This is a genomic window from Kiritimatiellia bacterium, assembly GCA_026417735.1.
Classification (GTDB): domain Bacteria; phylum Verrucomicrobiota; class Kiritimatiellia; order PWTM01; family PWTM01; genus CAACVY01.
Genome location: JAOACR010000009.1, coordinates 37,055 through 62,290, shown reverse-complemented (window position 1 = coordinate 62,290; position 25,236 = coordinate 37,055). Strand labels below are relative to the sequence as shown.

The window sequence follows — 25,236 nt, the reverse complement described above, 5'->3', positions numbered from 1 at the left end:
GCCAGACGTTCTCACCGGCCCTGATCGACGGGCTGGTGGGCGGGCGGTGTATACTGCGCCCATGGCCAGGCTTCGAATCACCGGTGGGCGGCCGATCGCGGGCCGGTACCGCCCCAGCGGCAACAAAAACGCGGCGCTTCCGATGCTCGCGGCGTCGCTGCTGACCGACGAGCCGGTCGTGCTGCACAACGTGCCGGACATCCGCGATGTCGCGGTGATGCTCGAGCTGCTGGACTCGGTCGGTGTCGAGGTGCAGCGACGCGGACCCACGGTGCGGTTATGGGCACGACAGGTACGTTGCCGTCCCTTCCCCGAAGTGCTGTGCCGCCGCATTCGGGCCTCCATTCTGCTGGCCGGCCCGATGACCGCCCGCTGCGGCCGTGCGGTGCTCGGCCCGCCGGGAGGCGATGTGATCGGCCGCCGGCGACTTGATGCCCACGTTCTGGCGCTGCGGGCGCTCGGCGTGGAGATCGAAATGGGTGCACGATACGTCTTTCGCCGGCGAGCTGCCTCCGGTGGCGAGGTGTTGTTCGACGAGGCGAGCGTCACCGCCACCGAGAACGCGATGATGGTCGCCGCGCTGACGCCGGCCGAGACGACCTTTTATAACGCCGCCTGTGAGCCGCACGTCCGTGATCTGGCGGCGATGCTGCGCGCGATGGGCGCCGAGATCGAAGGCGACGGCACACATCGAATCCGCATTCGCGGCGTCGAGCGGCTGCGGGGAACGGAGGCCACGGTCGGGCCCGACCACATCGAGATGGGCAGCTTTTTGGCCGCAGCTGCGGTGACCGGTGGATCGCTCGTCGTCGAATCGCCCCCCGATCCGCTCACTTGTGCGGTCTGCCGACGACCGTTCGATCTCTTCGGCCTGACGTGGCGTCGAACGGACGAAGAGCTCACCCAACCGCTCGCTCGGCGGCTTCGCGTTCGCCCCGCGCTGCACGGTCCCATTCCCAAAATCGAAGATGGTCCATGGCCGGCGTTCCCGTCGGACCTGCTCAGCATCGCGATTGTGATGGCGACGCAGGCGGCGGGCGCGACGCTGTTTTTCGAAAAGATGTTTGAGAGCCGCTTGTATTTTGTGGACCGGCTGATGGACATGGGGGCGCACATTGTGGTGTGCGATCCTCACCGTGTGCTGGTGACCGGCCCGGCTCGCCTCCACGGGGGTTGTCTGCCCAGTCCGGACATCCGGGCGGGGATGAGCATGGTCGTCGCCGCGCTCTGTGCACGGGGGGAGAGCGTGATCGAGAACGCGGAGGTGATCGATCGCGGCTACGAGCGGCTGGACGAGCGGCTGGCCGCGCTCGGGGCGCAGATTCGACGCGAGCCGGATGGCCCCTGTGAATGAAACCTCGGTTTTCTGCGCATTTTTACGCGGCGTGAGGCCATCCGCATTGCATCGCCGCACGCGCGCAGGAGAGGCGCCCGAGCCGATGGTGCACGGGCAGTGGCCATATGTGGGGCTCCCAGAGCCGAGGACGCGACATCTTGGGGTTCGCTCCGCACTGATTCGCGTCGTGCGCGGCGGGGATTGTCGATGAAATCGTGCGCCGTTACGCTCCGCGCCGCGTGTCCGGCCGGAAGCGGCGGGGTTGTGAACAAGCTGTGAATAACCCGCTTCGGAGTGGCGTCGGAACGGCAGTTTTGTTGGTTTTTTGTTGTGGAAAATTGATGGCGGGATGCGGTGGGGGTGGCAGTGATGGGAGAGCACGAAGCGCTCTGGGCGCAGGCCTGCGAGGAACTTCGGCGCCGTGTGTCGCCGGAGGTGTTTGAGCGATGGATTGCCGTGATCCGTGCGACGGCGCTCGAGGGCGACACGTTGGTGCTCTCGGTGCCGTGCGATTTCTATGTTGGCTGGCTGGAGGAAAACTACCTGCCGTTGATCCGGACCGCCCTGACGGCGGTCGCGGCGCGCGACGTGCCGGTGCGGCTGTGCGTGGATTCGCCGGCGCCAGAGCCCGCCGCGCCGAAACCGCCGCCAGCCGCCGAACCGGCCCGCCAGGCGCCTCGCGGTTCGATCTCCACTCCGCTCGATGAGGCCTTCACGTTCGAGACGTTCGTGCTGGGTCCCTCCAACGCGTTTGCGCACGCGGCCTGTCTGGCGGTCGCGCAGACGCCCGGCCGCGCCTACAACCCGCTGCTGATCTTCGGTGGCTCGGGCCTGGGAAAAACCCATCTGATGCAGGCTGTCGGCCACTATGCGCTGAAGACTTCCCGGACCATCACCGTGTGCTACACCTCCGCGGAGGCGTTCCTGAACGAGTACATTGAGTCGCTGCAGTACAACCGCATGGTGCATTTCCGGCGCAAATACCGCGGCGTGGATCTGTTGCTGATAGACGACATCCACTTCCTCGCCGGCCGCGATGGTCTGCAGGAAGAGTTCTTCCACATGTTCAATGAGCTGCATACCCGCGGCCGTCAGATCGTGCTGACCTGCGACCGCGCACCCGCGGAGATCCAGGGACTGGACAAACGGCTCGTCTCCCGTTTTGCGTGGGGCGTGACCACCCAGATCGAGCCGCCGGACGTGGAGACGCGCGTCGCGATTCTGCGTCGCAAAGCGGAACTGATGCGCGCGGCGGTGCCGGACGAGGTGATCCTGTTCATCGCCGAACACGTGCGCAGCAATATCCGCACGATGGAGGGCGCGCTGAAGAGCGTGTGGGCGTATGCGGCACTCCACCACCAGACGCCGTCGGTCGAAATGGCGACGCGCGTCCTGCGAGGGCACATCGAGGCCAGCGCGTCCGCGCCGCCGACGATCGAGGCGATCCAGAAGGCCGTGGCGCAGTACTACGATGTGCGGCTGTCGGACATGACCAGCCAGCGCCGCATGCAGAGTGTGGTGGTTCCGCGGCAGGTCGCGATGTATCTGTGCCGACTGTTGACCGGCCAGTCACTGCCGGCGATCGGCGAAGCCTTCGGCCGCAACCATGCGACAGTGCTGCACGCCTGCCGCACGGTCAGCGAGCGGGCCCGGCACGATCCGAACCTCGCCGACACAATCGCGACGCTGCGCCGTCGGCTCGGGGCCGATTGAGCCGGGACCGCGGCGCGCTTGTGGCGAGCTCGCAAATGCCGATAATGCAGGTGGCCGGGCGAAGAACCGCGCGGCCACCGGATCGAGCCCATGAAACAAAAGGTGGTTCTGGCCATCGCCGCGCTGATCGGCCTCTTCGCGTTCGTGATGACACACCGCTATCTCGAGGGCGAGCGAGAAAAGCTGTACGCGGGCGCGGAAAAAATCCAGGTGATCGCGGTCTCCGAGGACGTGCCGGCGGGCGCGGTGCTGACGATGGACGTGCTCGGCAAGAAGTCGGTGTTCAAGCAGGCAGTCGGCGCACAAGCAGTGCTGCCGGAAGATCTGAACCTCGTGCTCGGCAAGAAGCTCAAGTTTGCGCTGCGGCGCGATGATCCGCTGCTGTGGTCGCATGTGGACGTGCCGGAGCGGCTGCGGTTTGGTCTTTCGCCGATGATTAAGCCGGGCATGCGGGCGTTGTCGCTGGCGATCGCTGGTGAGGCCGCGGTCAGCGGGCTGGTGCAGCCCAATGACCGGGTGGACATTCTCGGCACCTTCACGATGCCCTCCGCCACCACGCCCGGACAGATGGAGACCGTCACGCTGACGATTCTGCAGGACGTATCGGTGCTGGCCACCGGTACGCGACTGGCCCGCTCCGAGGGAGGTTACCAATCCGCGTTTGAGGGTCGCCCCACTAGCTACAGCTCCGTCACCCTCGAGGTCACCCCGCGTGAGGCGGAACTGCTCGTGTTCGCACAAAACATGAAGGGACAGCTCACCCTCACCTTGCGAAATCCGGACGACGTGAGCTTCGAGAAGGACCTGCCGGCGGTGAACTTCAAGCACTTCGAGTCCAAGCTGCCGGAGCTGAACACCTTCCGGCAGCGAACCATCCGGCACAAGCAGGAGTGAGCGGATGGGCGGCGATTGGCGCCTGCAGATCGCGCGGCCCGGCAAGCCCGAACGGACGTTTCCGCTCGAGACCGGCGTCTACTCGATTGGCAGCGATCACGAGAACCTCATCGTGCTGCCCGACCCATCCGTGAACTGGCGGCACGCGGTGTTGACGGTCGGTGACCGTGAGATCTGGGTCGAAGACCTGATGACCGACCAGGGCACCTTCGTCGACGATGTGCGCGTCACCGGCCGCCGGCTCGTGTTGCCCGGCCAGACGCTGCGCATCGGTCCGTACCGGTTGCGCATCGTGCCTGCCGCCGACCTCGCCGCCGCCGCGCCGGCGCCAGCCCTCGCCGTCGCGCCCGACGCGGGCATGGAGGAAGAGCTACCGCTCGCCCGGCCGCGGCCGGAGGATGAGCAGCGCCGTCGCTCGATCCGCCGGCAGATCCACAACGAGCTGCTGCAGCGACTCGACATCAAGCGGCTGGCCGCCGGCCGAATTGACGAGAAGGATCTGCGTCGCCGTGCGATGGAACAAATCCGGGCCATCATCCGCGACGTGCGCGACCGGTTGCCGAAGGACATCGACGCGGAGCGCCTCGCGAAGGAGGTCTACGACGAGGCGATCGGGCTGGGGCCGCTGGAGGACCTGCTCGCGGACCCGGAAGTGACTGAAATCATGGTGAACGGCTGCGAGCAGGTGTATGTGGAGCGGCACGGAAAACTGTATCTGACCGGCAAGACATTTCTCGACGACGATTCGGTGCTCGCGGTGATCGAGCGCATCGTGTCGCCGATTGGCCGACGCATCGACGAAAGCCAGCCGTACGTCGATGCGCGCCTGCCGGACGGCTCGCGCGTGAACGCGATCATTCATCCGCTGTCGCTGGTCGGACCCTGCTTGACGATTCGCAAGTTCTCCCGCGAGCCGTTCACCGCGGAAGACCTCGTGCGGCTGGGCACCTGGACGCCGAATCTGGTCGACTTCCTTCGCGCCTGCGTGCTGATGCGCAAGAACATGATCATTTCCGGCGGCACCGGCTCCGGCAAGACGACGCTGCTGAACGTGATCAGTTCGTTCATTCCGCCCGGCGATCGCATCATCACGATCGAAGACGCTGCAGAACTGCGGCTGACGCAGCCGCATGTCGTTCGGCTCGAGGCGCGGCCGCCCAACATCGAGGGCAAGGGGGCGGTGACGATCCGGGACCTGGTGCGTAACGCGCTCCGCATGCGGCCAGACCGGATCATTGTCGGCGAGGTGCGGGGCGGCGAGGCGCTGGACATGCTGCAGGCGATGAACACCGGCCACGAAGGCTCGCTGACGACGATCCATGCGAACTCGCCGCGCGACGTGATCTCGCGGCTGGAGACGATGGTGCTGATGGCCGGTATGGACCTTCCGCTGCGCGCGATCCGCGAACAGATCGGCTCCGCGATTCACCTGATCGTGCACGAGGCGAGGTACAGCGACGGCACGCGCAAAGTGAGCCGGGTCGCGGAAGTGGTGGGGCTGGAGGGGGATCAGATCACGATGCAGGATATTTTCGTCTTCGAACAACGCGGCGTCGACGCGCGCGGGCGGGTGATCGGCCGACTGGTCCCGACCGGCTCCGTGCCGACGTTCGTCGAGGAGATGAAGAGCCGCGGCCTGTCGCTGGATCATTCGATTTTTGATCCCTCGAGGGCGGGATGAGCGCGCTGCTGGGCCATCTGCTGATCCCGGCGCTGTTCGGGCTCTGTTTTGCGCTGCTCGGCTGGGCGCTGCTCAGCGGACTGCGGGAAGGGATGGAGCAGTACGCCCGAACCTTCTCCGCCGACACGGCGCGGCAGTTTGAGGACCTCTTCCTGTTCATCCCGCCGAAGCGGATCGCGGACCTGGCCCGGTACGGCGCGTTGGGCGTGTTCCTGCTCTTCTACTTGCTCTTCGGTGACCTCGGCAGCCGTGCGGGCGTGATCCGCGGGGTGGTATTCGCTTCCGTTGGTGCGGGGCTCGCGCTGATGGCGCCCCGCGGCCTGCTGCACATCCTGCGACGCCGACGGTTGGCGCGATTCAACCAGCAGCTGGTGGACAGCCTGATCGGGATGAGCAGCGCGCTGAAGGCCGGGTTCAGCATCCTGCAGGCGTTCGAGACGATCGTGAAACAGAACGAAAATCCGATCTCGCAGGAGTTTTCACTCTTTCTGCAGCAGGTGCGGGTTGGCGTGAGGTTCGAGGACGCGCTGCGCAACATGGAGGAGCGGGTCGGCAGCGAGGACCTGATCCTGATGAACCAGGCGATCGAGATCGCGCGCCAGACCGGTGGCAACCTCACCGAGGTGTTCGAAAAGATCGCGGCGACGATCCGCGAACGCATGCGCATTCAGCGGCGCATCCGATCGCTCACCGCCCAGGGGCGCCTGCAGGGCATCGTGGTGGGGTTGATGCCGCTGGCGCTGCTGTTCCTGATGAGTCTGGTGGATCCGAAGATGATGCAGGCGTTTTTCGCATCGCGCCTGGGCATCGGGCTGATCGTCGCGGCGGGACTGCTGGTGGCGACCGGCGCGGTGGTGATCCGCCGGATCGTGGACATCCGCATATGACGGGCTGGCCGGCGACGGACATCTTACTCGGCACGCTTTGGGCGGCCGCCGCAGCGCTGCTCGCCTGGCACATTGGCCGGATTGCGGCCGATATCACCTACGTTACGCTTGCAGACGGCCGCCGCCGGGAACGGCGGCTGCCGCTGAGCTATCGGCTGTTGTTGCCGTTCGCGCCGAACCTCGCGCCGCTGGTGAACCGGCCGGAGTTCGCGCGGCTGCGCGAGGAACATGACCGGCGGCTCATCGCGGCGGGCTTCGAGGGTCTGCTGAGCGGCCGAGAGCTCATTGCGCTGCGCTTTCTGATGCCCGTGGTGTTCGGCACGTTGACCGTGATCGCGGTCCACGCGGTTCTCCGCCGCGTGCCGGGAGCGGTCGGCGCCGCGCTCGCGCAGCGCGCGGTGCTGTTTGATCTGGTGCTGGTGCTGTACTGGTTCATTCAGCCCTCGCTGTGGCTGCAGCGCCGGCTCCGCGAGCGGCACCTCCAGATTCAGCGCGCGCTGCCGTTCGTACTGGACCTGCTCACGCTTTCGGTCGAGGCGGGGCTTGATTTCATGACCGCGATCAAACGCATCATTGATCGCCGCGAACTCGACGCGCTGAACGAGGAGCTGATCCGCGTGTTTCGGGAGGTGCAGCTCGGGCGCACACGGCGCGAGGCGTTGCGGGATCTGGCCGACCGCGTGCAGCATCCCGACGTGCGCGCAGTGACGAACGCACTGGTCCAAGCGGACGAGCTCGGGGTGAGTATCGGGTCGATCCTGCGCATCCAGGCGGATCAAATGCGCGTGCGCCGGTTTCTCAACGCGGAACGCATGGCGAACGAGGCGCCGGTGAAACTGCTGTTTCCGCTGATCGTCTTCATCTTCCCCTCGGTCTTCCTGATCTTGCTGGGACCCATCGTGGTGCAAGTGCTGCAGCACGGATTCTGAACACAAGACCAGCGAGCGGGATTTTGCGCGCCGCAGTTGACGAAAAAAATTTTTCCACTATATGTTCCGCTAATGCGACGTGTGATCACGATGCGATCGGATCGTCGGGGCGACCCATCAGCCGTATCGTGGCACGTTCGTCCCAACGCTGCTTCTTCCGCCGTCTTGGTTGCGCCGCGGGGTTTCGCGATGCGATGTGAACGAACCGGATCCATGGATCCGGGCTGAAAGGGGGGAATGCGAAATGCCAGCGAAGAAGGCTGCGAAGAAACCGGCGAAGAAGGCCGCGAAGAAGAAGTAAGAGCGTCGCCGCCCGGCCGGGTGCCGCGAGCGGCAGCTCTTCACAAGGAAGCGGCGGACGCTGTCCGCCGCTTCTTTGCGTTCACCGACGCCGGCCGCGCTCCGAGCCGAGGAAACTCAGCGGACGCCCTCCGGAAGCTGAGCAGAGCGCTCGTCCACCGCACGCACCACAATCCGCACGCCGTCCACCGCGACCACGCGCACCGGCCGCCCCGCCTCAATCCAAGTGCCTTCGGCGGTGACGTCCACCCGGCGGCCGCCGATGCGCGCGATGCCGGCGGGTCGCAGATCAGTCACCGCCTCGCCCGTCATGCCGACAAGCGCGCGCCACTCCGCGGACGGCGCTTTGAAGTCCCGGCCATCGGCGGTCAATGTGAGCCGCTGACCTGCGCGCGTGCGCGGAAACCAGCGGATCCATACCCATACGCCGATGCCGGTCCCCAACACCACCGCCGCTGCGCTGAGCCAGCCGACCATCGGACCGAGCGTAAAGCCGATCGCGACCGCTCCCGCCAAACAGAGCAGCCCGAGCACGCCGAGCACACCGCCGGGCACGTAGATTTCGAGGCCGAGCATCACGATGCCGGCCAGAATCAGTGCCAGGTAGAGAAGGGTCGGCGGGCTCATGTGGTGAGGCGGCTTTCGGCCGCGCGGTCGCGCTCCACAATAATCCGGAACCCCTCGACCCGAACGATGCGCACCGGCGTGCCGACGGGGATGAACTCGCCATCGGCAAGCACATCAAGCCGGCGCTCGCCAAACAAGGCGACACCGGCGGGCCGCAGATCGCTCATGGTGACGCCCACCAGCCCCGTCAGGCCGGAGGGAGGTTCGTGGCTGACGAATCCTCCGCTGCGGGAGGTCGAGGCGGTCAACACCAGCTCGCGATAGGGGGCGGTCCGCGGCAGCACTCGCGCGGCGAGCCATCCGACTGCCGCGGTGCCCAACGCGGCGGCGGCCAGATGGCCGAGGGGGCGCAGCAACATCTCGGGCGTCGGCAGCCACCCGCCGGGCGGCCGCTCGGTCATCGCCAGCACGATGCCGCCGATCAGAAAAATCGAACCGAGCGCGCCCGGAATGCCGAACCCCGGCAGCGCGGCCTCCACGGCCAGTAGCACCGTTCCCACCACAATCAGCGCGAGGTCTTCGTAGCCCGCCAGCCCTGCGACATGATGACCCCAAAAGAACACCGCCAGCCCCAACAGCCCCAACGTGCCGGGCAAGCCGAAGCCGGGTGTTCGCAGTTCGACATAGATGCCGCCGATCCCGATCAGGAGAAAGAGCCAGCCGAGCGACTCAATCCAGCGCGCGATCCGTTCCGCCGAGGTCACCCGGAGCTCTTCAATGCGGCAACCGGACAACCCGGTTTCGCGCAGTACGCCTTCCAGGTTCGGAATCGTACCGGAGGACAGCAGCGGCTTGCGCTCGGGGCCGACCGGCCGGGCCGCTTCCTGGTCGGTCAGCGTTAACAGCCGGCCGGCCGGTTTGACCAGATCATCGCCGATTTTCAGTTCCATCTCTGCCCGTACCATCGCCTCCGCGACCGCGGGGTTGTGACCCGCCTGCTCCGCGGTTGCGCGAGCCAGCGCGGCGGTCGCGGAGACAATCTTTTCCTTCAGATCGAGGGGCATTTCCTGCGGACCCACGAGCGGAACGACCATGATCGGCAGTGCGTCCCCGATCACGCTGCCCGGCGCCATGTAGATGCGGTCGGCTGCGAGCGAGATCAGCGCACCCGCGGAAAACGCCTGCCGCTCGATCCACGCGTATCTCGGCACCTTGATCGAGCGAATCACGCGGATCAGCCGCTCCGTTGCCTCCAATTGGCCCCCTGGCGTGTCGATTGTGAACACCACCGCCCGAATGTCGTCCGCGGCGGCGCACTCCTGCGCGCCGCGCCGGACGATGTAGAGCAGCGCCGGCTCGATCGGGCCCCGAATCGGAATCACTAAGACCCGCCCGGCAGCATCTGCCGCGGAGACGGCTGTCGGCGGCGCAGCCGTTTCGCCCGCCGCGTTGAGCGTCGTCACGACCGCTGCCAGCTTCACAAACTTCCATCGCTGGCGAGGGTTGCTCATTTGCCTCCTGCCTGCCGAGCTCAGTCTAGCCCTGCCGCGGCGCCCGTTCAACGTGTGCGCCGAACGGTGGCGCAAGCGGCGATCGACACTTGTAGGCAGCGATTTCCCGGGCCGGGGTCTTCGGTGAGGCCGGCAGTCGAGATGCGTCGTGTTCTCAATGGGCGGCGCAGAAGGACGCCGGGGATCACGTCCGGCAGAGGCGTCGGTTCGGGAGCACCCTGAATTCTGCCGGCCAAGAGGACAGGGGCATGCGGGTTGGGAAAGACGGTAGGCTCTGACATTCTGACCGCAAAGTTCGCCAAACTCATGCCGGCGACCTATAATAGTTTTCACTGCGTATAAACATGCGGAGTACGTTCGATGAGAGACAATCCCTATCGTGAGTTTGTCGAAGGATATGTGAGGCTGATGGAACGGGGGCGGGCAGTGCAGCGAAGCGAGCTACAGTTCCCGTCTCCGCCGGCGCCCTCGGCGGGCTCTCCGGTGCTGATGCTCTTTTCTCCGCATCCGGACGATGAAGCGATAACCGGAGCGCTGCCGTTGCGTTTGGCGAGGGAAAGCGGTGTGCGGGTCATCAACGTCGCAGTGACGCTGGGTTCGAACGTGGCACGCCGCGAGGGGCGGCTGGCGGAACTGACGGAGGCCTGCCGCTACCTGGGCTTTGAACTGCGATTGAGCCGGCCTGGCGGCCTGGAAAAAATCAATCCGAAGGGGCGCGCGGAGGATCGGCGGAACTGGGCGGAGGCGGTCCGTCTGATCGCAGACATTCTGGTGGAGGTGCGGCCGCAGGCGGTCTTGTTCCCGCACGAACATGACTGGAACAGCACACACATCGGTACCCACCTGCTGGTGCGCGAGGCGCTCGCCGCGGCGGCGCTGGATCCGGCGCCGCTGGCGATTGAGTCGGAGTTCTGGGCTCCGATGGCGGCACCCAACTTGATGATCGAATCCACCGTGGCGGACGTCGCAGATCTGGTGGCGGCGGTCTCGCTGCATGCAGGCGAGGTGTCGCGCAATCCCTACCACCTCACCCTGCCGGCCTGGATGCAAGACAACGTGCGGCGCGGCGCGGAAATTGTGGGAGGGCAGGGCGGTGCGGCCCCCGCATTCGTGTTCGCGACGCTCTACCGCGCGGGCGTGTGGCGGGGGCAGCAGTGGTCGCCGGCTCCGCGAATGCCCCGCATCGTCGGCGCACGGGACCGGCTGGATCTTTGGTGAAGGGAGGAGGCAGGCGATGGAGGTGATCATTCGACCCGACGCGGAGACGGCCGCTCGGCTCGTGGCCCACCTCATCGCCCGGGCGCTGCGGCGCAAGCCGGATATCGTTCTCGGTTTGGCGACCGGCCGGACGATGGAACGGGTCTATCAGTTGCTCGTCGAATTTCACCGCCGCGACGGTCTGGATTTCTCTCACTGCACCACGTTCAACCTCGACGAGTACGTGGGCCTCTCGCCCGAGCATCCGGGCTCGTACCACCACTACATGCGGCGTCATCTGTTTGACCACGTGAACATCGATCCGTCGCGAACCCACCTGCCCAATGGCATGGCGCCGGATCCCGACGCGGAGGGGCCGCGCTACGAGGCGCTGATCCGCGCGGCGGGTGGAATCGATCTGCAGCTGCTCGGGCTGGGCCGCAGTGGTCACATCGGTTTCAACGAGCCGCTGTCGGCGCTGCGTTCGCGCACGAGAGTGAAGTGCCTCACCGAAACCACGATTCGGGAAAATCGCAGCCAGTTTCCGAATCCGGACGAAATGCCCCGCCGCGCCATTACGATGGGTGTCGGCACGATCCTCGAATGCCGCCGGCTGATCATGCTGGTCACCGGCGCGGCGAAGGCGGAGGTGCTGGCGCGCGCGGTGGAGGGCCCGATCACCGCGATGATCTCCGCCAGCGCGATCCAACTGCACCCTGCCTGTACTGTCGTAGTGGACGAGGCGGCCGCGGCGAATCTGCAGGAAAAGGAGTACTACCGCTGGATTTTCGCGACGGAGCCGGAGTGGCGCGAGTTTCAAAACCTCTGAGCGCAGCGTACCGGCCGCAGCCCGCGGCGACAAACGCTTGCCGCAGTCCGCCGGCACCGCTATGTTGAACGGTCCAATGAGCGGCGCTGACCCCCAAACGCTGTTCGAAAAAAGTGTGCCCGGCCGTCGCGCGGTGCGATGGCCCCAGCCGATTGGGCCGGCGCCGATCGAGTCGCATCCGGAACTGCTGCGCAGCCGACCGGCCGCGTTGCCGGAGCTCTCGGAGCTGGACGTCGTGCGCCACTTTACGGGCCTGTCGCGCCGGAATTTTTCGGTCGACACGCACTTTTATCCGCTGGGTTCCTGCACGATGAAATACAACCCGCGCGCCGGTGAGCTTGCCGCCGCGCTGCCGGGATTCGCGCATCTGCATCCCCTCTGGCCGCAGCTGCGACACGGCGGACAGCTCACGCAGGGCGCGCTTCAGCTGCTCTACGAGCTGGAGCGCATGCTCTCGGAAATTTGCGGCATGGCCGAGTTCACGCTGCAGCCCCTTGCTGGCGCGCACGGCGAGCTGACCGGCATCATGCTGATCGCCGCCTACCACCGCGACCGCGGTCATCGAAAAACGCACATCATTGTGCCCGATGCCGCGCACGGCACCAACCCCGCCAGCGCCGCACTCGGCGGTTACGACGTCGTCTCCATTCCGTCCCGCCGGGACTTCCACATGGACGTGGACCGACTGCTGTCCTCGATTCGGTCCGACACCGCCGGCGTGATGCTGACCTGCCCCGATACGCTCGGCGCGTTTCCCGCCCGGATCCGCGAGATTGCGGACGCGGTGCATGCGGTGGATGGCCTGCTCTACTACGATGGTGCGAACCTGAATGCATTGCTCGGGCGCGTGAAGCCGGGGCAGTTGGGGTTCGACATCTGCCATGTGAATCTCCACAAGACGTTTTCCACCCCGCATGGCGGTGGCGGTCCGGGCGCTGGGCCGGTCGGCGTCGTCGAGCGGTTGCGACCCTACCTGCCGATCTCCCGAGTGCGCGCGCGCGGCGACGGCACCTTCTACCTCGACTATGACGCGCCGAAGAGCATCGGCTACATCGCGCCCTTCTACGGCAATTTCGCGGTGCTGGTGCGCGCGTACGCCTACCTGCGGCTGCTGGGCCGGCAGGGGCTGCGCGCGACCAGCACCGCCGCCGTTCTGAACGCGAACTATGTGCAGGAACGGCTGCGCCCGCACCTGGACGCAGTGAACCCCGGCCGATGCATGCACGAGTGCGTGTTCACCGGCCGCCGACTCACGGCGCTCGGGTTGCACACGATCGACCTCGCAAAGGCGCTGATCGATCGGGGCGTGCACCCTCCGACGGTGTACTTCCCGATCCACGTGCCAGAGGCGATCATGATCGAGCCCACGGAGACCGAGTCGCGCGAAACGCTCGATCAGTTTTGCGATGCGGTAATCGAATGTCTCGCGCTTGCGCAGCGTGATCCGGAAGCGCTGCGGCGCGCACCGATCACCACGCCGGTCGGCCGTCTCGATGAGGTTGCTGCGGCCCGGCGAATGGACCTGGCCGCGCCGGAGTGAATCACGTGCGCGCTTCCGCTGTCGGCAGAGTCCTCCGACGGCTCCCAATGCGGGAGGCGGCCACCTCGCTGGTGTTCAATCCTTGGACCGCGCGGGGCCGCCCGCTCATCGCTCGGCCGTGCGACAGGAGCGTGACGGATCGCAGCAGCGGCCCGCGCGCGCAGCGTCGGGGTCGAACTCGCACGAGCACGCGCCAATGCGACGGCGCCGGCCCGCCAGCACGCCGATCCCGAGGCCGACGAAACACAGTCCGACCACGACCGCGGCGGCGAGCAAGCTGATCCATGGCGATGTGCTCATGTGGCGAACCTACGCGAGGGCGGCTGCCCGCGCAAGAGCGCCCGCCGCTGCGCGGCGTGATCTTCGACATGGACGGCGTGTTGTGCGATTCCGAAACGCTGATGGCCGAGGCCGCCTGCGCGATGTTTCGGGAACTCCACGGGGTGTGGCCTTCGCCAGAGGAATTTCGGCCGTTCATGGGCCGCGGCTCCGAAGCCTACTTTGGCGGCGTGGCGGCCCGGCATGGTGTGCGTGCGGTGCTTCCCCGTGACCGCGACCGCACCTACGAGATTTTTCGTGCGATGCTGCCCGGCCGCCTCCAACCGCTGCCCGGTGCCCGGCAGTTCATCTTGGACGTACGCCGGGCGGGGCTGCGGACCGCGGTCGCGACCAGCGCGGACATGATCAAGCTTCGTGCGATTCTCGACGCGATCCGGTTCCCCACCGAGTGGTTCGATGCGTTGACCGATGCCGAACAGGCGCCCCGCAACAAGCCGGCTCCCGATGTATTTCTCGCGGCGGCGCGGGCGATTGACCTTCAGCCTTCCGAGTGTCTGGTCGTCGAGGACACGGTGCCCGGGATTCAAGCCGCGCGCGCGGCAGGGATGCGGTGTCTGGCGCTCTGGACCACATTTCCGCCCGAGGCGCTCGCGGAGGCAGGGCCGGACTGGCTGGCGCCGGATCTGGCGACGGTGCCGACGGATCTGCGCGTCGCACTGGGCCTGGGGAGCCTCGGCGGCTGAACTGGGGACAGCCTGCGGCCGGCTACGGCCGCAGCTCACGCCAACACACGTTTCGCAGGCGCTTCCAGGCCCGCCGCCTTTGCTCATCAATCTGGCGATCCAGCAGTGTCCGCCACTCCCTCAGCAGACTGCTGAGCTGCGGATGGCCGGCGGCGGGGCGCAGTGCCATCAGCTCGTGCCGCACGGTGGCCAGATCCTGAAGGCGCCCAAGTTCATCCTGCAGCCCCGCCAATCGGCTGATCGCCTTTCGCACCGCCGGATCGCCGAAATGCCGCAGCAGTTCCAAACGGTATCGCAACGTTTTGCAGCGGATTCGGAGCTCGTGAAACTCTTCCAGCGGGGTGTCCGCACTGATGCGCCGTGCGGCGGCGCGGGCGGCTTTCCGCGCCGCATTGGCCTGTGCGCGAATCAGCGCGCGGGCGCACTCCGAACTGTCACTGCGGATCGTCTGCAGCAGCGCCGGCAGCCGCCGGTTCCATCGCTCTTGTGCGGGGTCGTGCAGCAATCGCCGCAGCCTCCGCAACCGCCGCTGACGTTCGCGCGCGAGCAGCGCGGTCATTTGCCCTCGCGCGGCCGGCGCGACGAGTGCACTCTCTCGCGCTGCGGGCTCCCGGCTCCATGCCAGCACGATGTCGAGATCGCGCACCCGTCCGGCAGCACGTGCGACCGACTTCAAGTCCTTCAACCACGCGGTCAATGAGGGCGTCAAAACTGATTCGAGCGCGGAGGCGGTTGCGCGCATTCGCCGGATCGCGACCCGCAGATCGTGCAGGAACTCCGGGTCGAATCCGGCTGCGGCACCCGGCCGGTTCCACTGGTAGTGGGCCCAGTACGCGGCGAGCACGCGGCGCGCCATTTCTGCGGTGGTCGCGTTGGGCGGTAGTTCTAGCGGTCGCTTCGCGGGTGGCTCGGGCAGTCGGCGTCCGGCGGCTCGGCAGGCGCGCTCGAGCTTGGAGACCCGCAGCGGCCGCCAGGGCGTCAGCGCCCGCAGCGACTCGATCGCGCGCTCCGCCGTCGCGGCGTCGGGGGGGCTTTCAATCTCGACCTCCGCAAACCGCACCCGCCGCACGCCGACCCGCGCGCAGACGTCGTCGGCGCACACCGTCACGGTGTGCCCCTGCGGCCACCGCGCGGTCCATGTGGTTCGCGACACCGTGAGCCGGGCGAGGGGCCTCATGCGAAGCGCCAGGCCGGCCTCGCGCAGAATTCGCCGCAGCTTCGTCCCGGGCACGGGTGCCAGCCCTGGGCGGTAGCACCATTCGCGGACAGTTTCAGACCACTCCAGCCGCTCAGCAAGGTCGGCGGCGATCCGGCCGGTCTTTAATGTTGCAACGGTGCGGCCCCCCATGTGCCGCACCCGGAACCCGACACCAGCGCGCCAAAGCCTCGCGTCGGGCGTGTCGAGATAAACGTCTTCATAGAGGACGGACCGCGCTCGGCCGAGTCGCACCCCCAGTTCCTGAAGGCGCAAGGGGACGGCCGCCAGGTGGGAGACATCCGGCAGCGCGAATCTGGCTTCCCGCTCCAGTCGCGCGCGGCTCAAGCAGTGTCCCTCAGCCCAGTTGTCGCAGTGCCCCCGGCTGGATCAGCCACTCCAGGCATCCGCGACCCGCCGCCGGCTCCCCGTCGAACTCGATCAGACAGGCCGCCGCTTTCTTGAACGTCATCGAGAACAACACCCGCCCGGTCAGACATCGTTGCGCGAACTCCGCGATGTCCGGCATGTGCCCGACCGCGAGAATCTCCTCCGCGTCCTGCTGCTCCACCCAGCTCATGAACTCGGCGAAGTTGCCGCCCGGCCGCAGAGAGTCGAGCTCCTGCACCTCTACCTTAGGTGCCAGCAGCTCGGCAACGATCTCCGCGGTCTCGCGAGCCCTGACCAACGGGCTGCTGACAATGATCCGGGGGCGACAATCGAGCGTGCGAAGACCACGGGCCACCTTCCGCACCCGCTCGCGTCCCTCCTCGGTCAGCGGGCGAAGTTCATCCGATGCCGCCGCGGCGCCATCCACCGCAATTCCGTGCCGCATGAACACGATCCGCATTGCCCACCTCGCGTTCTGGGCTCTCCGCTTGGTCGATCATACCTCGCCGGCTCGCTGTTGCCGAGCCGGAATTGGCGAGTGCGGAGACGGGAACGGTTCAGCGCGGCGGAGGTTCGTAGCTGAGCACGACGCTCCATCGCGAGGTCACGCCCACGCCGACGGTGGCGATGAAACCGACAACTCCAAGACCGGGGTTCGGCTCGTCGTATTCCGACTCCGGCCGCTCGGCGGGCCAACGCTCAAGCTGCGTGCGCTCCGGTGAGATCACCGTGATGCGGAGCCGGCGACCGCGTTGCATCAACACACCACCCGGCTCGAGCTCGGCACGCGTGACCAGCCCCCATCGCACCGTGGCCGGCCGGTCGCCGCCGACCAGTTCGTCGGCGATTTCCACCTCGCGGTTGTTCCGCACCGTGAAGCGGCGTCGCGCCGCGCGAAGGTGGTCGCGATAGGCATCGGACATTTCGACCACCGCAGTGATGCCGTCGGGGCGGGCCTGGTAGGAGGTGATCGGCGACTGGCTCTCGACACGCTGTTCGGCGCCGTTGACGACGAGGGTGCTGTGGCCCCGGGTGTGGTACCGGAAGAGCTTCCACCGGTCGCCCCCCTGGCGACTGTCCCACAGCCCGAAACCCCGTCGTTCGAGCTGGTGATAGTCCTGGGCGCCAGGATCGACCGACCACCGAACGCCGCCGGCCTCCAGCACGAACGAGCCGATGTCCATGTGCGCGTGGCTGGCGCTCGGCGTGCCGCCCTTCAGAGCGAGGTAGAGCGCATCCGGGTCGGTCCACGAGGCGCGGTAGATGGCAAGGGGATTCTCGCCGCGGCCGTACCACGCTCGCGCGGCGGGCACGGTGCCGCGCAGCGCGGGGTCCGCCCAAAGGAGGGCGACGCCGAACAGCCGGTCCTGGCCCGGCCGGCCGCGGGCGAAATGTTCGATCGCGGCGGGCCAGTCGCGATCGGCCCACCACAGCAGTTCCGGCCGCTGGGTGCGTGCGGCAAACCACAGAACCGCGGGCACAAACCCTGCGTCTCGCTCCGCGCAGTCCGCGTAGTTGTACAGCAGCCCGCTCGGGGCGCGGGTGTGGAGCAGGTAATCGGCCGCGTTTAGGAACCCCGGCCGCGCGCTCAGTCCGAAATCGGTCCCCAGCGCGGACTCGAGCATCGCGATCAAGATCACGTTGAAGGTGGTGCCGTAGATCCAGTAGCCGGGACCCTCCGGGTAGTTGCCGTCTGGTTCATACACTCGCATCGCGTTGGGGAGGCCCGCCAGCGCGCGCTCCACAACCTGTGCGGCGCGGTCGCGGTCGTGTTCGAGCAGCGCGAGCGCGCCGGCGACCATTCCCGCGTGGCACACCTGCGTCCAGTTGTTTCGCCCCCGTTCCCATCCGTGCGCGCGCGGCGCATCCAGATAGGGCGCCAACCCGTGACGTTCGATCGCCGCGCGGACGCTCTGCAGCTCCGATGCCGGCAGATGGTCGTGTAACCAGTCGTACCCGATCGCCAGTGCGAGCGTCATCTCCGCGGTGTCAAGGAAGTGGGAGGGATTCCAGTCGGGCATCCCCGCTGCGGCGGCCATCTCCGCCATCGCGCGGCGCGCATAGCGGTCGTCGCCGGTGAGGCGCGCGCACATGGACAGGTGCAACACGCGGTGCAGCGCCTCGCGGGAGCGGTGCAACAGGCGACGCCCCTGTTTCTGGTAGCGCACCGGCTGTTCGGAGAGCATGCGCTCCGCTGCGTTCGAAATGGCGGACCAGCTACGGCGGAGCCGCGCGTCGGCGCCGAGCCGGGCGCGCAGTGCCGCGTCACCGCCGGCGGGCCACAGCAGCCGGGGATGCGGTGCAGCCCGCTCGATCTGCAGTCGCACCGCGTCGATGCCGCCGGTCGCCGCGCCCAGCGCCACTGCGCACAGCCACGCGCTCATGCGCGCAGCCTACCAGTGGGCACCGACCGCTGCAAACGCGCTCGCCACCCAGCGTGCGGGGGACTAGCATCGCGGATTGATGCCGACAACGGAGGCAAACATGAACCAGCCGTGCAGACGAACATGGGTTGCGTTCTCGCTGGGGGTTGCGGCAACCGTGTGCGCTGCGAACTCCACTTCCTCACCGCCGGCACGTGCGGGCGGGATGCGGCCGGACCAACGCTACGCCTGGCTGGCGCTGACGAACCTGCCGCCCGTCGAGGTCTTCCTCGCCACGGTGACCAACGCGGAAGTGGAGACGACCGATGAATCCCACTGGCGCCGGCGCATGCGGCGGGCCGCATGGGTGCCGCGTCTCGAAGTCCGTTACGGGATGGCGGAACAGGGGCTGCGCCGGTACGGTTTTGTGATGCGGCCGGTGGACGGTCTCGACAGCTACGGCATCGGCGACGAGCCGGAATGGCTGAACGCCTGGGAGGTGGGACTGGTGTGGGATTTCTCGCTGCGCGTGTTCCGGCCGGAGGAGATTGACGCGCATCGCGCGCGGATCGAAGCCGAGCGGGTCCGCTTGGACCGGCAAACCGCGGAGGCGGACCTGCGGAGCCGGGTGATCCTGGCCTACTATGAGCTGGTCGAGGCGCTCCGGCTGCTGCAGATGGACACATATCGGGATTCGGTGCCGACCTGGATCCGCAAGGAACGCGCGGCGGCGACGCTGGACGATCTGACGCGGGGCGCGCTTTCGCGGCTGGCACCGCCTCCGGCGGGCGGCCGCTGAAGGGCAGCTAGCTTGCCGGCGTCGAGGTGGGGGGCAGCGTTCCGTCGCCGGAAATGAGCCGTTCACCGGCTGCGGAGGTCTCTGATGGCTCCGCGCCCCGGCGGCGGCGGATCTCCGCCTTCCATCGCTCCGGCACGAAGCGCTCGAACGCTTCGCTCCACCAGGGTCGGCCGACATAGATGTTCACCGCTTCGCCGGGCACGGCCGCGATCGGTTCCGAGAGCTTCACCTCGATGCGGCGGCCGCGAATGGTTTGGTTGCGGATCGGGCTGACGCGGGTCGGCAGCCAGGTGATGTCGGGGCTTACCGTGACGATGCGGGCGGGCGTCAGCCGCGAGCCGAGACCTCCGTGCGCAGGCTCGACGAACGCCTCCATGCCCTCGCGGACTTCCCGCGTCACGTATTCACTGAGGAAACCGGTCACCCGCTGGCGGTTCTCAATCAGCAACGTGATCGTCGGCGTGCCGGCGGGCACCACGTCACCCGGCTGAAACCAGACGCGGGTGACGATGCCGGTATGACGGGCGCGGAGGATGAAGTTCTCCCGCCGCGCGCGCGCGACCGACAGTGCCGCCGCATAGGCCTCCATGCCCGCTGGGGGTGTGCTGGAGCTCGCACCCTCCCCCGCCTCCATCCATCGGCGCGCCTCCTCCCATCGCTGGCGCGCCTCGGCCTCCTCCCGCTCGAGTTCGGCCAGCTCGGCTGGGTAGAGCGCCAGCGTCTGCGCGATCGCCTCGCGCTCCGCGCGCAGATACGCCAGCCGGGCGGCGTCCTCCACGCTAGCGGCGATCAACGACTGCACCCGTGCGAGCTCTGCGTCCAGAACCTCCAGGCGTCGCCGCTCGGAGGCCTCCCGCAGCCGCAGCTCGCGCCGGCGTTCCGCGATTGCCTGGATCGCATCCTTGAACTGCCGCTCAGCCTGCAGCCGCTCCACCGCCAGCTCCGCGTCCGCCAGGGAACTGTCGAACACCGCGAGCACCTGGCCGGGCACCACCCGATCGCCCGGCGCAACGTGGACCGCGACCAGCCGTGCGCTCTCGACCGGTGCGTCCTCCTCGCGCAGCGCCTCCACCACACCCGGAATCCGGATGGTGCGCACGCCGAAGCGATACAGCACCAAACACCCCCAGATCGCGGCCAGCCAGACCAGCAACGGCCACTTGTACTTCAGCCGGCTCCAGATCACGCGCGGATGTCGGGGCAGGCGCTGACGGCGGGTGACCATGCTCAGATCTCCACGGTCGAGCGCTGCATCAACAGGCTGACCTCCGCGATGTTGGGCAACTTGTGAAGCTCCTCCAGCAAATCGCCGTGGAAGGACGGATCCGACAGCCGGATCTGGTAGGAGTATTCGATCGCATCACCCTGCGCCGCTTCGCGGACTGCCACCAGCACGCTGCTTTCGCAGAACCGGCTGAGCACCTGCGGCACGAGCTGGCTCGTATCGCTGTGAGGCGGCAGCAGGAACCGTAGCAGCCCCTCGTACTCGCGCCGGGACGCGAACGGGGACCAGTGCAGATATAGCGCGATCGCGCAGAAGAACAGCGTGCCGACCACCGCGACCGCAAACACCGCCGCGCCACAGGCGATCCCGATTGCGAGCGAGGCGAACAGGAAGATGATGTCCCGCGGGTCACGGATCGGTGTGCGGAAGCGCACGATCGCCAGCGTGCCCAAAATGCCGAGCCCTCGCGCGAGGTTGTTGCCGATCGCCATGATCATCATGCACGAGACCGCCGCACCGAGCACCAGCGTGTGTACGAACGCCCGGGAATACGCCAGCGACTGGTAGGTGCGCCGATACACCCAGGCGACCGCCATCGACAGCACGAAGCTGATCAGCAGCGCCAGCGCCATCGCCTCGACGCCGAGCATCCGCGCCGGCCCGAACACCTCCATCAGTTCATCCATCGTGTGCGTCCCCGCGGGTGTTCGTCACCAGATGGTGCAGTTCTCCGATGCGTCCGAGTACATCGCGCCACGAAACAGCGACTCGGTCCGCACCGCGGCAAAATACTTCGAGAATCCGATCCGCTGCAGATCGAACCGCTCGGTCAGGTCCACCATCCACAACGGAGCATCGCTGAACGTTTTCAGCTCCAGGATCACCATCGAGCGGGGCCGCCCCAACAAGGTCGCCGAGTCCAGCGCGTACCAGCGTGCCCGCTCCGGCCAGAGTGTCCACTCGCGCGTCGGATGGTAACATAGCCGACGGTCAAACGTGAGGCGCGCATACCGGTCATTGCGGCCGAGATACGCCTCGCGGTGGTAGCGGAGGAGCACCACCGGCCGTGCGCCGATCTCCCGCACCAGCCGCACAAAATTGAGATAGTTCATCTCCTCCTGCGCGGTACGAAACGGCACCCATCGGCCGGGCGAGGTGACCAAATCGCTACCCCAGAGCTCCACCGGAATCGTCGCGCGGCTCTTCACGATGACGCCCTTGATCTTCCGCTTGATTTCTAAAAACACCGGGCAGCGACGGTCCAGCCCGTAGGTGCGAATCCGAAGTTTGAAGCGCGCGAGCGCCTCGTGCTCCTTCGCACGGTAGAGCGCCAGGTCCGGTGTGTCGAGCTGCAACGTCGTCACCACATACTCCGGCAGTGCACCCGCCGCGTGGTGATCCGGCTCACAAAACGGCGCAATGAACTCTCGAATCTCAGGCAGCCGCGCGGGGTCGACCAGGTATTTGGCCTCGTAGCGCTCAAGTTCGATCGTCGGCCGTTGTCGCTGGCGCACCGCAATCATTTCGAGATCACAAGCGCCCTATGATAAGTTGGTGAGAGGAAAAATCACGTCGTTCGCGGGCCTCAGAGCTCCCCGCCGGGCGGCCCGTGCACCAGCCACTCCTTTAGGAGCGTCACGCGCCGGTGAGTTTCGGTGCGGCGGACCGCGATCGCCAGCGCACGCGGGCTGCCGACCAGCACGACAAGCCGCCGGCCGCGAGTGACTGCGGTGTAGAGCAGATTCCGCTGCAGCATCACGTAGTGCTGAGTGTGGAGCGGCACTACCACCGCCGGGTACTCGCTGCCCTGGCTCTTGTGAATCGTCAGCGCGTAGGCGGGAGCCAGGCTGTCCAGCTCCAGTTCGTGGTAGGTCACCACGCGACCGTCGTCGAACCGCACCTTCAGCTCGCGCGTGTCCGGCCGCAGCTCGATCAATCGCCCGATGTCACCGTTGAACACATGCTTTTCGTAGTCGTTATCGAGCTGGATCACCTTGTCGCCAACACGGAACCGCTGGCCAAACCGCTCAACCGCCGGCCCCGTCGGGTTCAGCACCGACTGCAGCAGCGCATTCAGCTGGCGCGCGCCGAGCTCGCCGCGCTGCATCGGCGTGAGGACCTGCACGTCGAGCACCGGATCGAGCCGGAACCGGCGCGGGATCCGCTCGCGGACCAGCCGCACCACCAGCTGGCGGATTTCGTCGGGATCCTCCGCCTTCACGAAGTAGAAGTCCGTCGTTTCGCGCGGCGCGACCTCCGGCACCAGCGGCATCTTCCCGTCGCGGATGCGATGCGCGTTTTCGACGATGTGACTGCGCGCGGCCTGGCGAAACACCACCGAGAGCCGTTGTACCGGCACCACTCCGGAGTCGATCAGATCGCGCAGCACCATGCCCGGACCGACGGAGGGCAGCTGGTCCGCATCGCCGACCAGCAGCAGCGCCGCATGGGGGGGAACTGCGCGGAGCAACTGCGCGGCGAGCGTGACGTCGAGCATGCTGCACTCGTCCACCACCAGCCAGTCGCAGCGCAGAGGGTGCGCCGGCCCGTGCCGAAACCCGCCGGCCGCGGGATCGAAATCCAGCAGGCGGTGAATCGTCATCGCGGTGGCACCGGTGCTTTCCGCGAGCCGTTGTGCGGCACGGCCGGTCGGGGCGCAGAGGGCGACGCGCAACCGCTGCGCGCGCGCGAGCGCCACGACCGCCCGAACGAGCGTCGTCTTACCGACGCCGGGCCCACCGGTGAGCACCATCACCTTCGAGGTCGCCGCGGCGGCGATCGCCTCGCGCTGGGCCGGAGCCAACCGCAGTCCCATGCGCGGCTCGATCCAGGCGGTCAAGTCGTCAACCGAGGCGGCGGGCAGCGGATGGGCCCCGCGCAACAGACCGAGCACCCGCGTCGCGACGGTGCGCTCGTCGGCGTCCAGCCATGGCAACAGCGTGACCGGCACACTCCCCGGCGCGGTGCGCTCCACCAGCTGTCCCTCCGCCAGACACTGATCGAGCGCCTCCGCGACCCGCCCCGGCTCGATCGCCAGCATCTTGGCGGTCTGTGCAATCAGCGGCTCCCGCGGCCAGCCGCAGTGTCCCTCAGCGGTGAGCTCCTGCAGGACGTGGGTGAGTCCCGCCTTCGCCCGCAGGATCGAGTCGCGCGCGACGCCGAGCTGTTGCGCAATTCGGTCCGCGCCGGGGAACCCGATGCCGCGGATGTCGCGGGCCAGACAGTAGGGGTCCATCCGGATCACGTCGATCGCGCGGTCGCCGTACTGCTTGTAGATGCGAAACGCACGCGCCGGGCTGACGCCGTGGCTGAACAGAAACGTCATAATCGCGCGCACGGACTTCTGTTCTGCCCAGGCGGCGCGAATGCGGTCGCGCCGAGTCGGCCCAATGCCTTCCACTTCGAGCAGCCGCGCCGACTGCCGCTCGATCACGTCAAATACGTCGCGGCCAAACCGCTCGACGAGCCGCCGCGCGTACACCGGCCCGATGCCGTGAATCAGTCCGGAGCCGAGAAACCGCTCGATCCCCTGCGGTGTGTCCGGCGGCACCAACCGAAGTTCCTCGGCGACGAACTGCCGGCCGTGTTTGGGGTGCATCTCCCATCGGCCGCGCGCCTCGATCCACTCACCCGGATTGACGTCGGGGACCGTGCCCACCACCGCGACCTCGCCCCGGTGGCCCCGCGCGCGCACCTGGATCACGGAATACCCCGTGTCGTCGTTGTGATAGGTGACCCGCTCAACGACGCCGGCGAGGGTGTCCGCCTCTGCGGCCTCGCCCGACGGGGAGGACGAGGGGCGGTTCATTCCGCCGCCACCAGCACCTCAATGGCGCCCGCCCATCCCCGCGCGGCGGCACGCCGTTCCAGCGCGGTCGCCAGACGCCATCGCACAGCGGCGGCGCGCCGGCGGTTTCGCTCTCCCCGCAACCATGCGGGCCACTCGCGCAGCACCAGCACCGGCTGGTCCCCCGCTGGCCAGAGCTCCGCCAACGCGTCTGCAATTCGCTCCACCCGCGGCGCCAGCCACAGCTCCAGCGGCTCCGACAGCAGCGGCGCAACGGCCAGCGACCATGCGGGCTGTCCCGGCCGTGCGGCGGCCGCCGGCCGCAGCCAGCCGCGCCACGCCCAACGTCGCAGCTCGGCATGCCCGCTCATCCGCGCGACCCGCAGCGCACACTCGATCCGGCTGCGCTCGGCTGCCTCCGCAGCGTCGGGGGGCTCCTCCGTTTCTCCGCTCAACCCCGCCAGCGCCGCGAGCCGGCGCAGATCACGGTCAGTCACCGTTTCGCCCGGCCAGACCTCGGCGACAAAACAACGAATCCCCAACTCCGTGCCGGGCTGCTGCAGCGCGGCGCCCGCCTCCGCCCGCGCGACCATTCCGCTATCTCCCCATCAGACCCTCAACCTCGCTCACGAACTGCGTCACGTGGCGGAACCGGCGGTACACCGACGCGAACCGCACGTAAGCGACCTCGTCCAACTTCTCGAGCCGGGACATGATCCGCCGACCGATCTCCACACTGGGCACCTCGCGGTCGTACGTGGCCTCGATCTCCGAGATCACCGCGTCCACCAGCGCCTCGATTTCGGCCACCGCAATGGGCCGTTTCTCACAGGCTTTCAGCACACCGGTCAACATCTTCTGCCGGTCGAGGGGTTCGTGGCGCCCATCCCGTTTGATGACCCGTAGCGCGGTCTTCGCGATCTCCTCGTACGTGGTAAAACGGTGGCCGCATACGTTGCAGACTCGTCGCCGCCGAATCGCGACGCCGCCGCGCGCGGAGCGGCTGTCCACCACCTTGTCGTCGTCCTCGCCGCACTTCGGGCAGCGCATCTCGACCTCCGCCGCTCCCGG

Annotated in this window: 23 protein-coding genes; 11 read left to right on the top strand and 12 right to left on the bottom strand. The window is 67.5% G+C overall.

Annotation, left to right across the window (positions count from 1 at the left end; translation table 11 throughout):
• Positions 1-61: 61 nt before the first annotated feature.
• The 6 genes from murA (at position 62) to N2652_03930 (ending at position 7,440) form a co-directional block, all read left to right on the top strand.
• Positions 62-1,354 (top strand): UDP-N-acetylglucosamine 1-carboxyvinyltransferase, encoded by a 1,293-nt coding sequence (gene murA, locus N2652_03955; protein MCX7818351.1) that lies wholly within the window; start codon positions 62-64, stop codon positions 1,352-1,354.
• A gap of 351 nt (positions 1,355-1,705) precedes the next feature.
• On the top strand, positions 1,706-3,049 hold the full coding sequence (gene dnaA / locus N2652_03950; protein MCX7818350.1) for a chromosomal replication initiator protein DnaA: 1,344 nt from the start codon (positions 1,706-1,708) through the stop codon (positions 3,047-3,049).
• Between the two features lie 90 nt (positions 3,050-3,139).
• Positions 3,140-3,943 carry a Flp pilus assembly protein CpaB gene (gene cpaB, locus N2652_03945; GenBank protein MCX7818349.1) on the top strand — a complete coding sequence of 268 codons (804 nt, stop codon included), beginning with the start codon at positions 3,140-3,142 and terminating at the stop codon, positions 3,941-3,943.
• 4 nt (positions 3,944-3,947) lie between these two features.
• On the top strand, positions 3,948-5,624 hold the full coding sequence (locus N2652_03940; protein ID MCX7818348.1) for an ATPase, T2SS/T4P/T4SS family: 1,677 nt from the start codon (positions 3,948-3,950) through the stop codon (positions 5,622-5,624).
• The gene (locus tag N2652_03935) at positions 5,621-6,511 is read left to right on the top strand and encodes a type II secretion system F family protein (protein MCX7818347.1); all 891 of its coding nucleotides are present in this window, start codon (positions 5,621-5,623) and stop codon (positions 6,509-6,511) included. The genes N2652_03940 and N2652_03935 overlap by 4 nt, the downstream gene beginning before the upstream one ends.
• A complete protein-coding gene (locus tag N2652_03930) occupies positions 6,508-7,440 on the top strand; it encodes a type II secretion system F family protein (protein ID MCX7818346.1) in 933 nt (310 codons plus the stop codon). The genes N2652_03935 and N2652_03930 overlap by 4 nt, the downstream gene beginning before the upstream one ends.
• Positions 7,441-7,857: 417 nt before the next feature.
• On the opposite strand, the gene N2652_03925 is transcribed toward N2652_03930, so the two are convergent.
• Positions 7,858-8,367, bottom strand: coding sequence for a hypothetical protein (locus N2652_03925; protein ID MCX7818345.1), 510 nt, complete (start codon positions 8,365-8,367; stop codon positions 7,858-7,860).
• Positions 8,364-9,818, bottom strand: coding sequence for a serine protease (locus N2652_03920; GenBank protein ID MCX7818344.1), 1,455 nt, complete (start codon positions 9,816-9,818; stop codon positions 8,364-8,366). The genes N2652_03925 and N2652_03920 overlap by 4 nt, the downstream gene beginning before the upstream one ends.
• Before the next feature lie 360 nt (positions 9,819-10,178).
• Here N2652_03920 and N2652_03915 point away from each other — a divergent pair, with 360 nt between their 5' ends.
• The 3 genes from N2652_03915 (at position 10,179) to gcvPB (ending at position 13,384) form a co-directional block, all read left to right on the top strand.
• Positions 10,179-11,036: a PIG-L family deacetylase gene (locus N2652_03915; GenBank protein MCX7818343.1), complete on the top strand. Its 858-nt coding sequence runs from the start codon at positions 10,179-10,181 to the stop codon at positions 11,034-11,036.
• 16 nt (positions 11,037-11,052) lie between these two features.
• A complete protein-coding gene (nagB, locus tag N2652_03910) occupies positions 11,053-11,844 on the top strand; it encodes a glucosamine-6-phosphate deaminase (GenBank protein MCX7818342.1) in 792 nt (263 codons plus the stop codon).
• 76 nt (positions 11,845-11,920) lie between these two features.
• On the top strand, positions 11,921-13,384 hold the full coding sequence (gcvPB, locus tag N2652_03905; protein MCX7818341.1) for an aminomethyl-transferring glycine dehydrogenase subunit GcvPB: 1,464 nt from the start codon (positions 11,921-11,923) through the stop codon (positions 13,382-13,384).
• A gap of 105 nt (positions 13,385-13,489) precedes the next feature.
• On the opposite strand, the gene N2652_03900 is transcribed toward gcvPB, so the two are convergent.
• Positions 13,490-13,684: a hypothetical protein gene (locus N2652_03900; protein ID MCX7818340.1), complete on the bottom strand. Its 195-nt coding sequence runs from the start codon at positions 13,682-13,684 to the stop codon at positions 13,490-13,492.
• Here N2652_03900 and N2652_03895 point away from each other — a divergent pair.
• Positions 13,675-14,406, top strand: coding sequence for an HAD-IA family hydrolase (locus N2652_03895; protein MCX7818339.1), 732 nt, complete (start codon positions 13,675-13,677; stop codon positions 14,404-14,406). The two genes, N2652_03900 and N2652_03895, sit on opposite strands and share 10 nt — an antisense overlap.
• Positions 14,407-14,428: 22 nt before the next feature.
• Here the strand turns inward: N2652_03895 and N2652_03890 are convergent, their stop codons facing one another.
• The 3 genes from N2652_03890 to N2652_03880 all read right to left on the bottom strand — a co-directional run bounded on the left by N2652_03890 (position 14,429) and on the right by N2652_03880 (position 18,375).
• Positions 14,429-15,949 (bottom strand): CHAD domain-containing protein, encoded by a 1,521-nt coding sequence (locus N2652_03890; protein MCX7818338.1) that lies wholly within the window; start codon positions 15,947-15,949, stop codon positions 14,429-14,431.
• Between the two features lie 10 nt (positions 15,950-15,959).
• Positions 15,960-16,451, bottom strand: a complete 492-nt coding sequence (gene sixA / locus N2652_03885) for a phosphohistidine phosphatase SixA (GenBank protein MCX7818337.1) — start codon at positions 16,449-16,451, stop codon at positions 15,960-15,962.
• A gap of 97 nt (positions 16,452-16,548) precedes the next feature.
• Entirely contained in the window at positions 16,549-18,375 is a 1,827-nt protein-coding gene (locus N2652_03880) for a heparinase II/III-family protein (GenBank protein ID MCX7818336.1), read from the bottom strand.
• Positions 18,376-18,475: 100 nt separating this feature from the next.
• Between N2652_03880 and N2652_03875 the strand changes: the two genes are divergently transcribed.
• Positions 18,476-19,153, top strand: coding sequence for a hypothetical protein (locus N2652_03875; GenBank protein ID MCX7818335.1), 678 nt, complete (start codon positions 18,476-18,478; stop codon positions 19,151-19,153).
• A 7-nt stretch (positions 19,154-19,160) separates the two neighbouring features.
• On the opposite strand, the gene N2652_03870 is transcribed toward N2652_03875, so the two are convergent.
• The 6 genes from N2652_03870 to nrdR all read right to left on the bottom strand — a co-directional run bounded on the left by N2652_03870 (position 19,161) and on the right by nrdR (position 25,215).
• Positions 19,161-20,378, bottom strand: a complete 1,218-nt coding sequence (locus N2652_03870; GenBank protein ID MCX7818334.1) for an HlyD family secretion protein — start codon at positions 20,376-20,378, stop codon at positions 19,161-19,163.
• 2 nt (positions 20,379-20,380) lie between these two features.
• Positions 20,381-21,064: a DUF4956 domain-containing protein gene (locus N2652_03865; GenBank protein MCX7818333.1), complete on the bottom strand. Its 684-nt coding sequence runs from the start codon at positions 21,062-21,064 to the stop codon at positions 20,381-20,383.
• Between the two features lie 24 nt (positions 21,065-21,088).
• A complete protein-coding gene (locus N2652_03860; protein MCX7818332.1) occupies positions 21,089-21,901 on the bottom strand; it encodes a polyphosphate polymerase domain-containing protein in 813 nt (270 codons plus the stop codon).
• A gap of 62 nt (positions 21,902-21,963) precedes the next feature.
• Positions 21,964-24,186, bottom strand: coding sequence for an ATP-dependent RecD-like DNA helicase (locus N2652_03855; protein ID MCX7818331.1), 2,223 nt, complete (start codon positions 24,184-24,186; stop codon positions 21,964-21,966).
• Positions 24,183-24,758 (bottom strand): hypothetical protein, encoded by a 576-nt coding sequence (locus N2652_03850; GenBank protein MCX7818330.1) that lies wholly within the window; start codon positions 24,756-24,758, stop codon positions 24,183-24,185. The genes N2652_03855 and N2652_03850 overlap by 4 nt, the downstream gene beginning before the upstream one ends.
• Positions 24,759-24,762: 4 nt before the next feature.
• The gene (gene nrdR, locus N2652_03845; GenBank protein MCX7818329.1) at positions 24,763-25,215 is read right to left on the bottom strand and encodes a transcriptional regulator NrdR; all 453 of its coding nucleotides are present in this window, start codon (positions 25,213-25,215) and stop codon (positions 24,763-24,765) included.
• Positions 25,216-25,236 lie beyond the last annotated feature (21 nt).

Bases quoted from the DNA above. Each gene is read 5' to 3' on its own strand.
- murA (MCX7818351.1), top strand. From the start codon at position 62: ATGGCCAGGCTTCGAATCACCGGTGGGCGGCCGATCGCGGGCCGGTAC.
- dnaA (MCX7818350.1), top strand. From the start codon at position 1,706: ATGGGAGAGCACGAAGCGCTCTGGGCGCAGGCCTGCGAGGAACTTCGG.
- cpaB (MCX7818349.1), top strand. From the start codon at position 3,140: ATGAAACAAAAGGTGGTTCTGGCCATCGCCGCGCTGATCGGCCTCTTC.
- N2652_03940 (MCX7818348.1), top strand. From the start codon at position 3,948: ATGGGCGGCGATTGGCGCCTGCAGATCGCGCGGCCCGGCAAGCCCGAA.
- N2652_03935 (MCX7818347.1), top strand. From the start codon at position 5,621: ATGAGCGCGCTGCTGGGCCATCTGCTGATCCCGGCGCTGTTCGGGCTC.
- N2652_03930 (MCX7818346.1), top strand. From the start codon at position 6,508: ATGACGGGCTGGCCGGCGACGGACATCTTACTCGGCACGCTTTGGGCG.
- N2652_03925 (MCX7818345.1), bottom strand. From the start codon at position 8,367: ATGAGCCCGCCGACCCTTCTCTACCTGGCACTGATTCTGGCCGGCATC.
- N2652_03920 (MCX7818344.1), bottom strand. From the start codon at position 9,818: ATGAGCAACCCTCGCCAGCGATGGAAGTTTGTGAAGCTGGCAGCGGTC.
- N2652_03915 (MCX7818343.1), top strand. From the start codon at position 10,179: ATGAGAGACAATCCCTATCGTGAGTTTGTCGAAGGATATGTGAGGCTG.
- nagB (MCX7818342.1), top strand. From the start codon at position 11,053: ATGGAGGTGATCATTCGACCCGACGCGGAGACGGCCGCTCGGCTCGTG.
- gcvPB (MCX7818341.1), top strand. From the start codon at position 11,921: ATGAGCGGCGCTGACCCCCAAACGCTGTTCGAAAAAAGTGTGCCCGGC.
- N2652_03895 (MCX7818339.1), top strand. From the start codon at position 13,675: ATGTGCTCATGTGGCGAACCTACGCGAGGGCGGCTGCCCGCGCAAGAG.
- N2652_03900 (MCX7818340.1), bottom strand. From the start codon at position 13,684: ATGAGCACATCGCCATGGATCAGCTTGCTCGCCGCCGCGGTCGTGGTC.
- sixA (MCX7818337.1), bottom strand. From the start codon at position 16,451: ATGCGGATCGTGTTCATGCGGCACGGAATTGCGGTGGATGGCGCCGCG.
- N2652_03880 (MCX7818336.1), bottom strand. From the start codon at position 18,375: ATGAGCGCGTGGCTGTGCGCAGTGGCGCTGGGCGCGGCGACCGGCGGC.
- N2652_03875 (MCX7818335.1), top strand. From the start codon at position 18,476: ATGAACCAGCCGTGCAGACGAACATGGGTTGCGTTCTCGCTGGGGGTT.
- N2652_03870 (MCX7818334.1), bottom strand. From the start codon at position 20,378: ATGGTCACCCGCCGTCAGCGCCTGCCCCGACATCCGCGCGTGATCTGG.
- N2652_03865 (MCX7818333.1), bottom strand. From the start codon at position 21,064: ATGGATGAACTGATGGAGGTGTTCGGGCCGGCGCGGATGCTCGGCGTC.
- N2652_03860 (MCX7818332.1), bottom strand. From the start codon at position 21,901: ATGATTGCGGTGCGCCAGCGACAACGGCCGACGATCGAACTTGAGCGC.
- N2652_03855 (MCX7818331.1), bottom strand. From the start codon at position 24,186: ATGAACCGCCCCTCGTCCTCCCCGTCGGGCGAGGCCGCAGAGGCGGAC.
- N2652_03850 (MCX7818330.1), bottom strand. From the start codon at position 24,758: ATGGTCGCGCGGGCGGAGGCGGGCGCCGCGCTGCAGCAGCCCGGCACG.
- nrdR (MCX7818329.1), bottom strand. From the start codon at position 25,215: ATGCGCTGCCCGAAGTGCGGCGAGGACGACGACAAGGTGGTGGACAGC.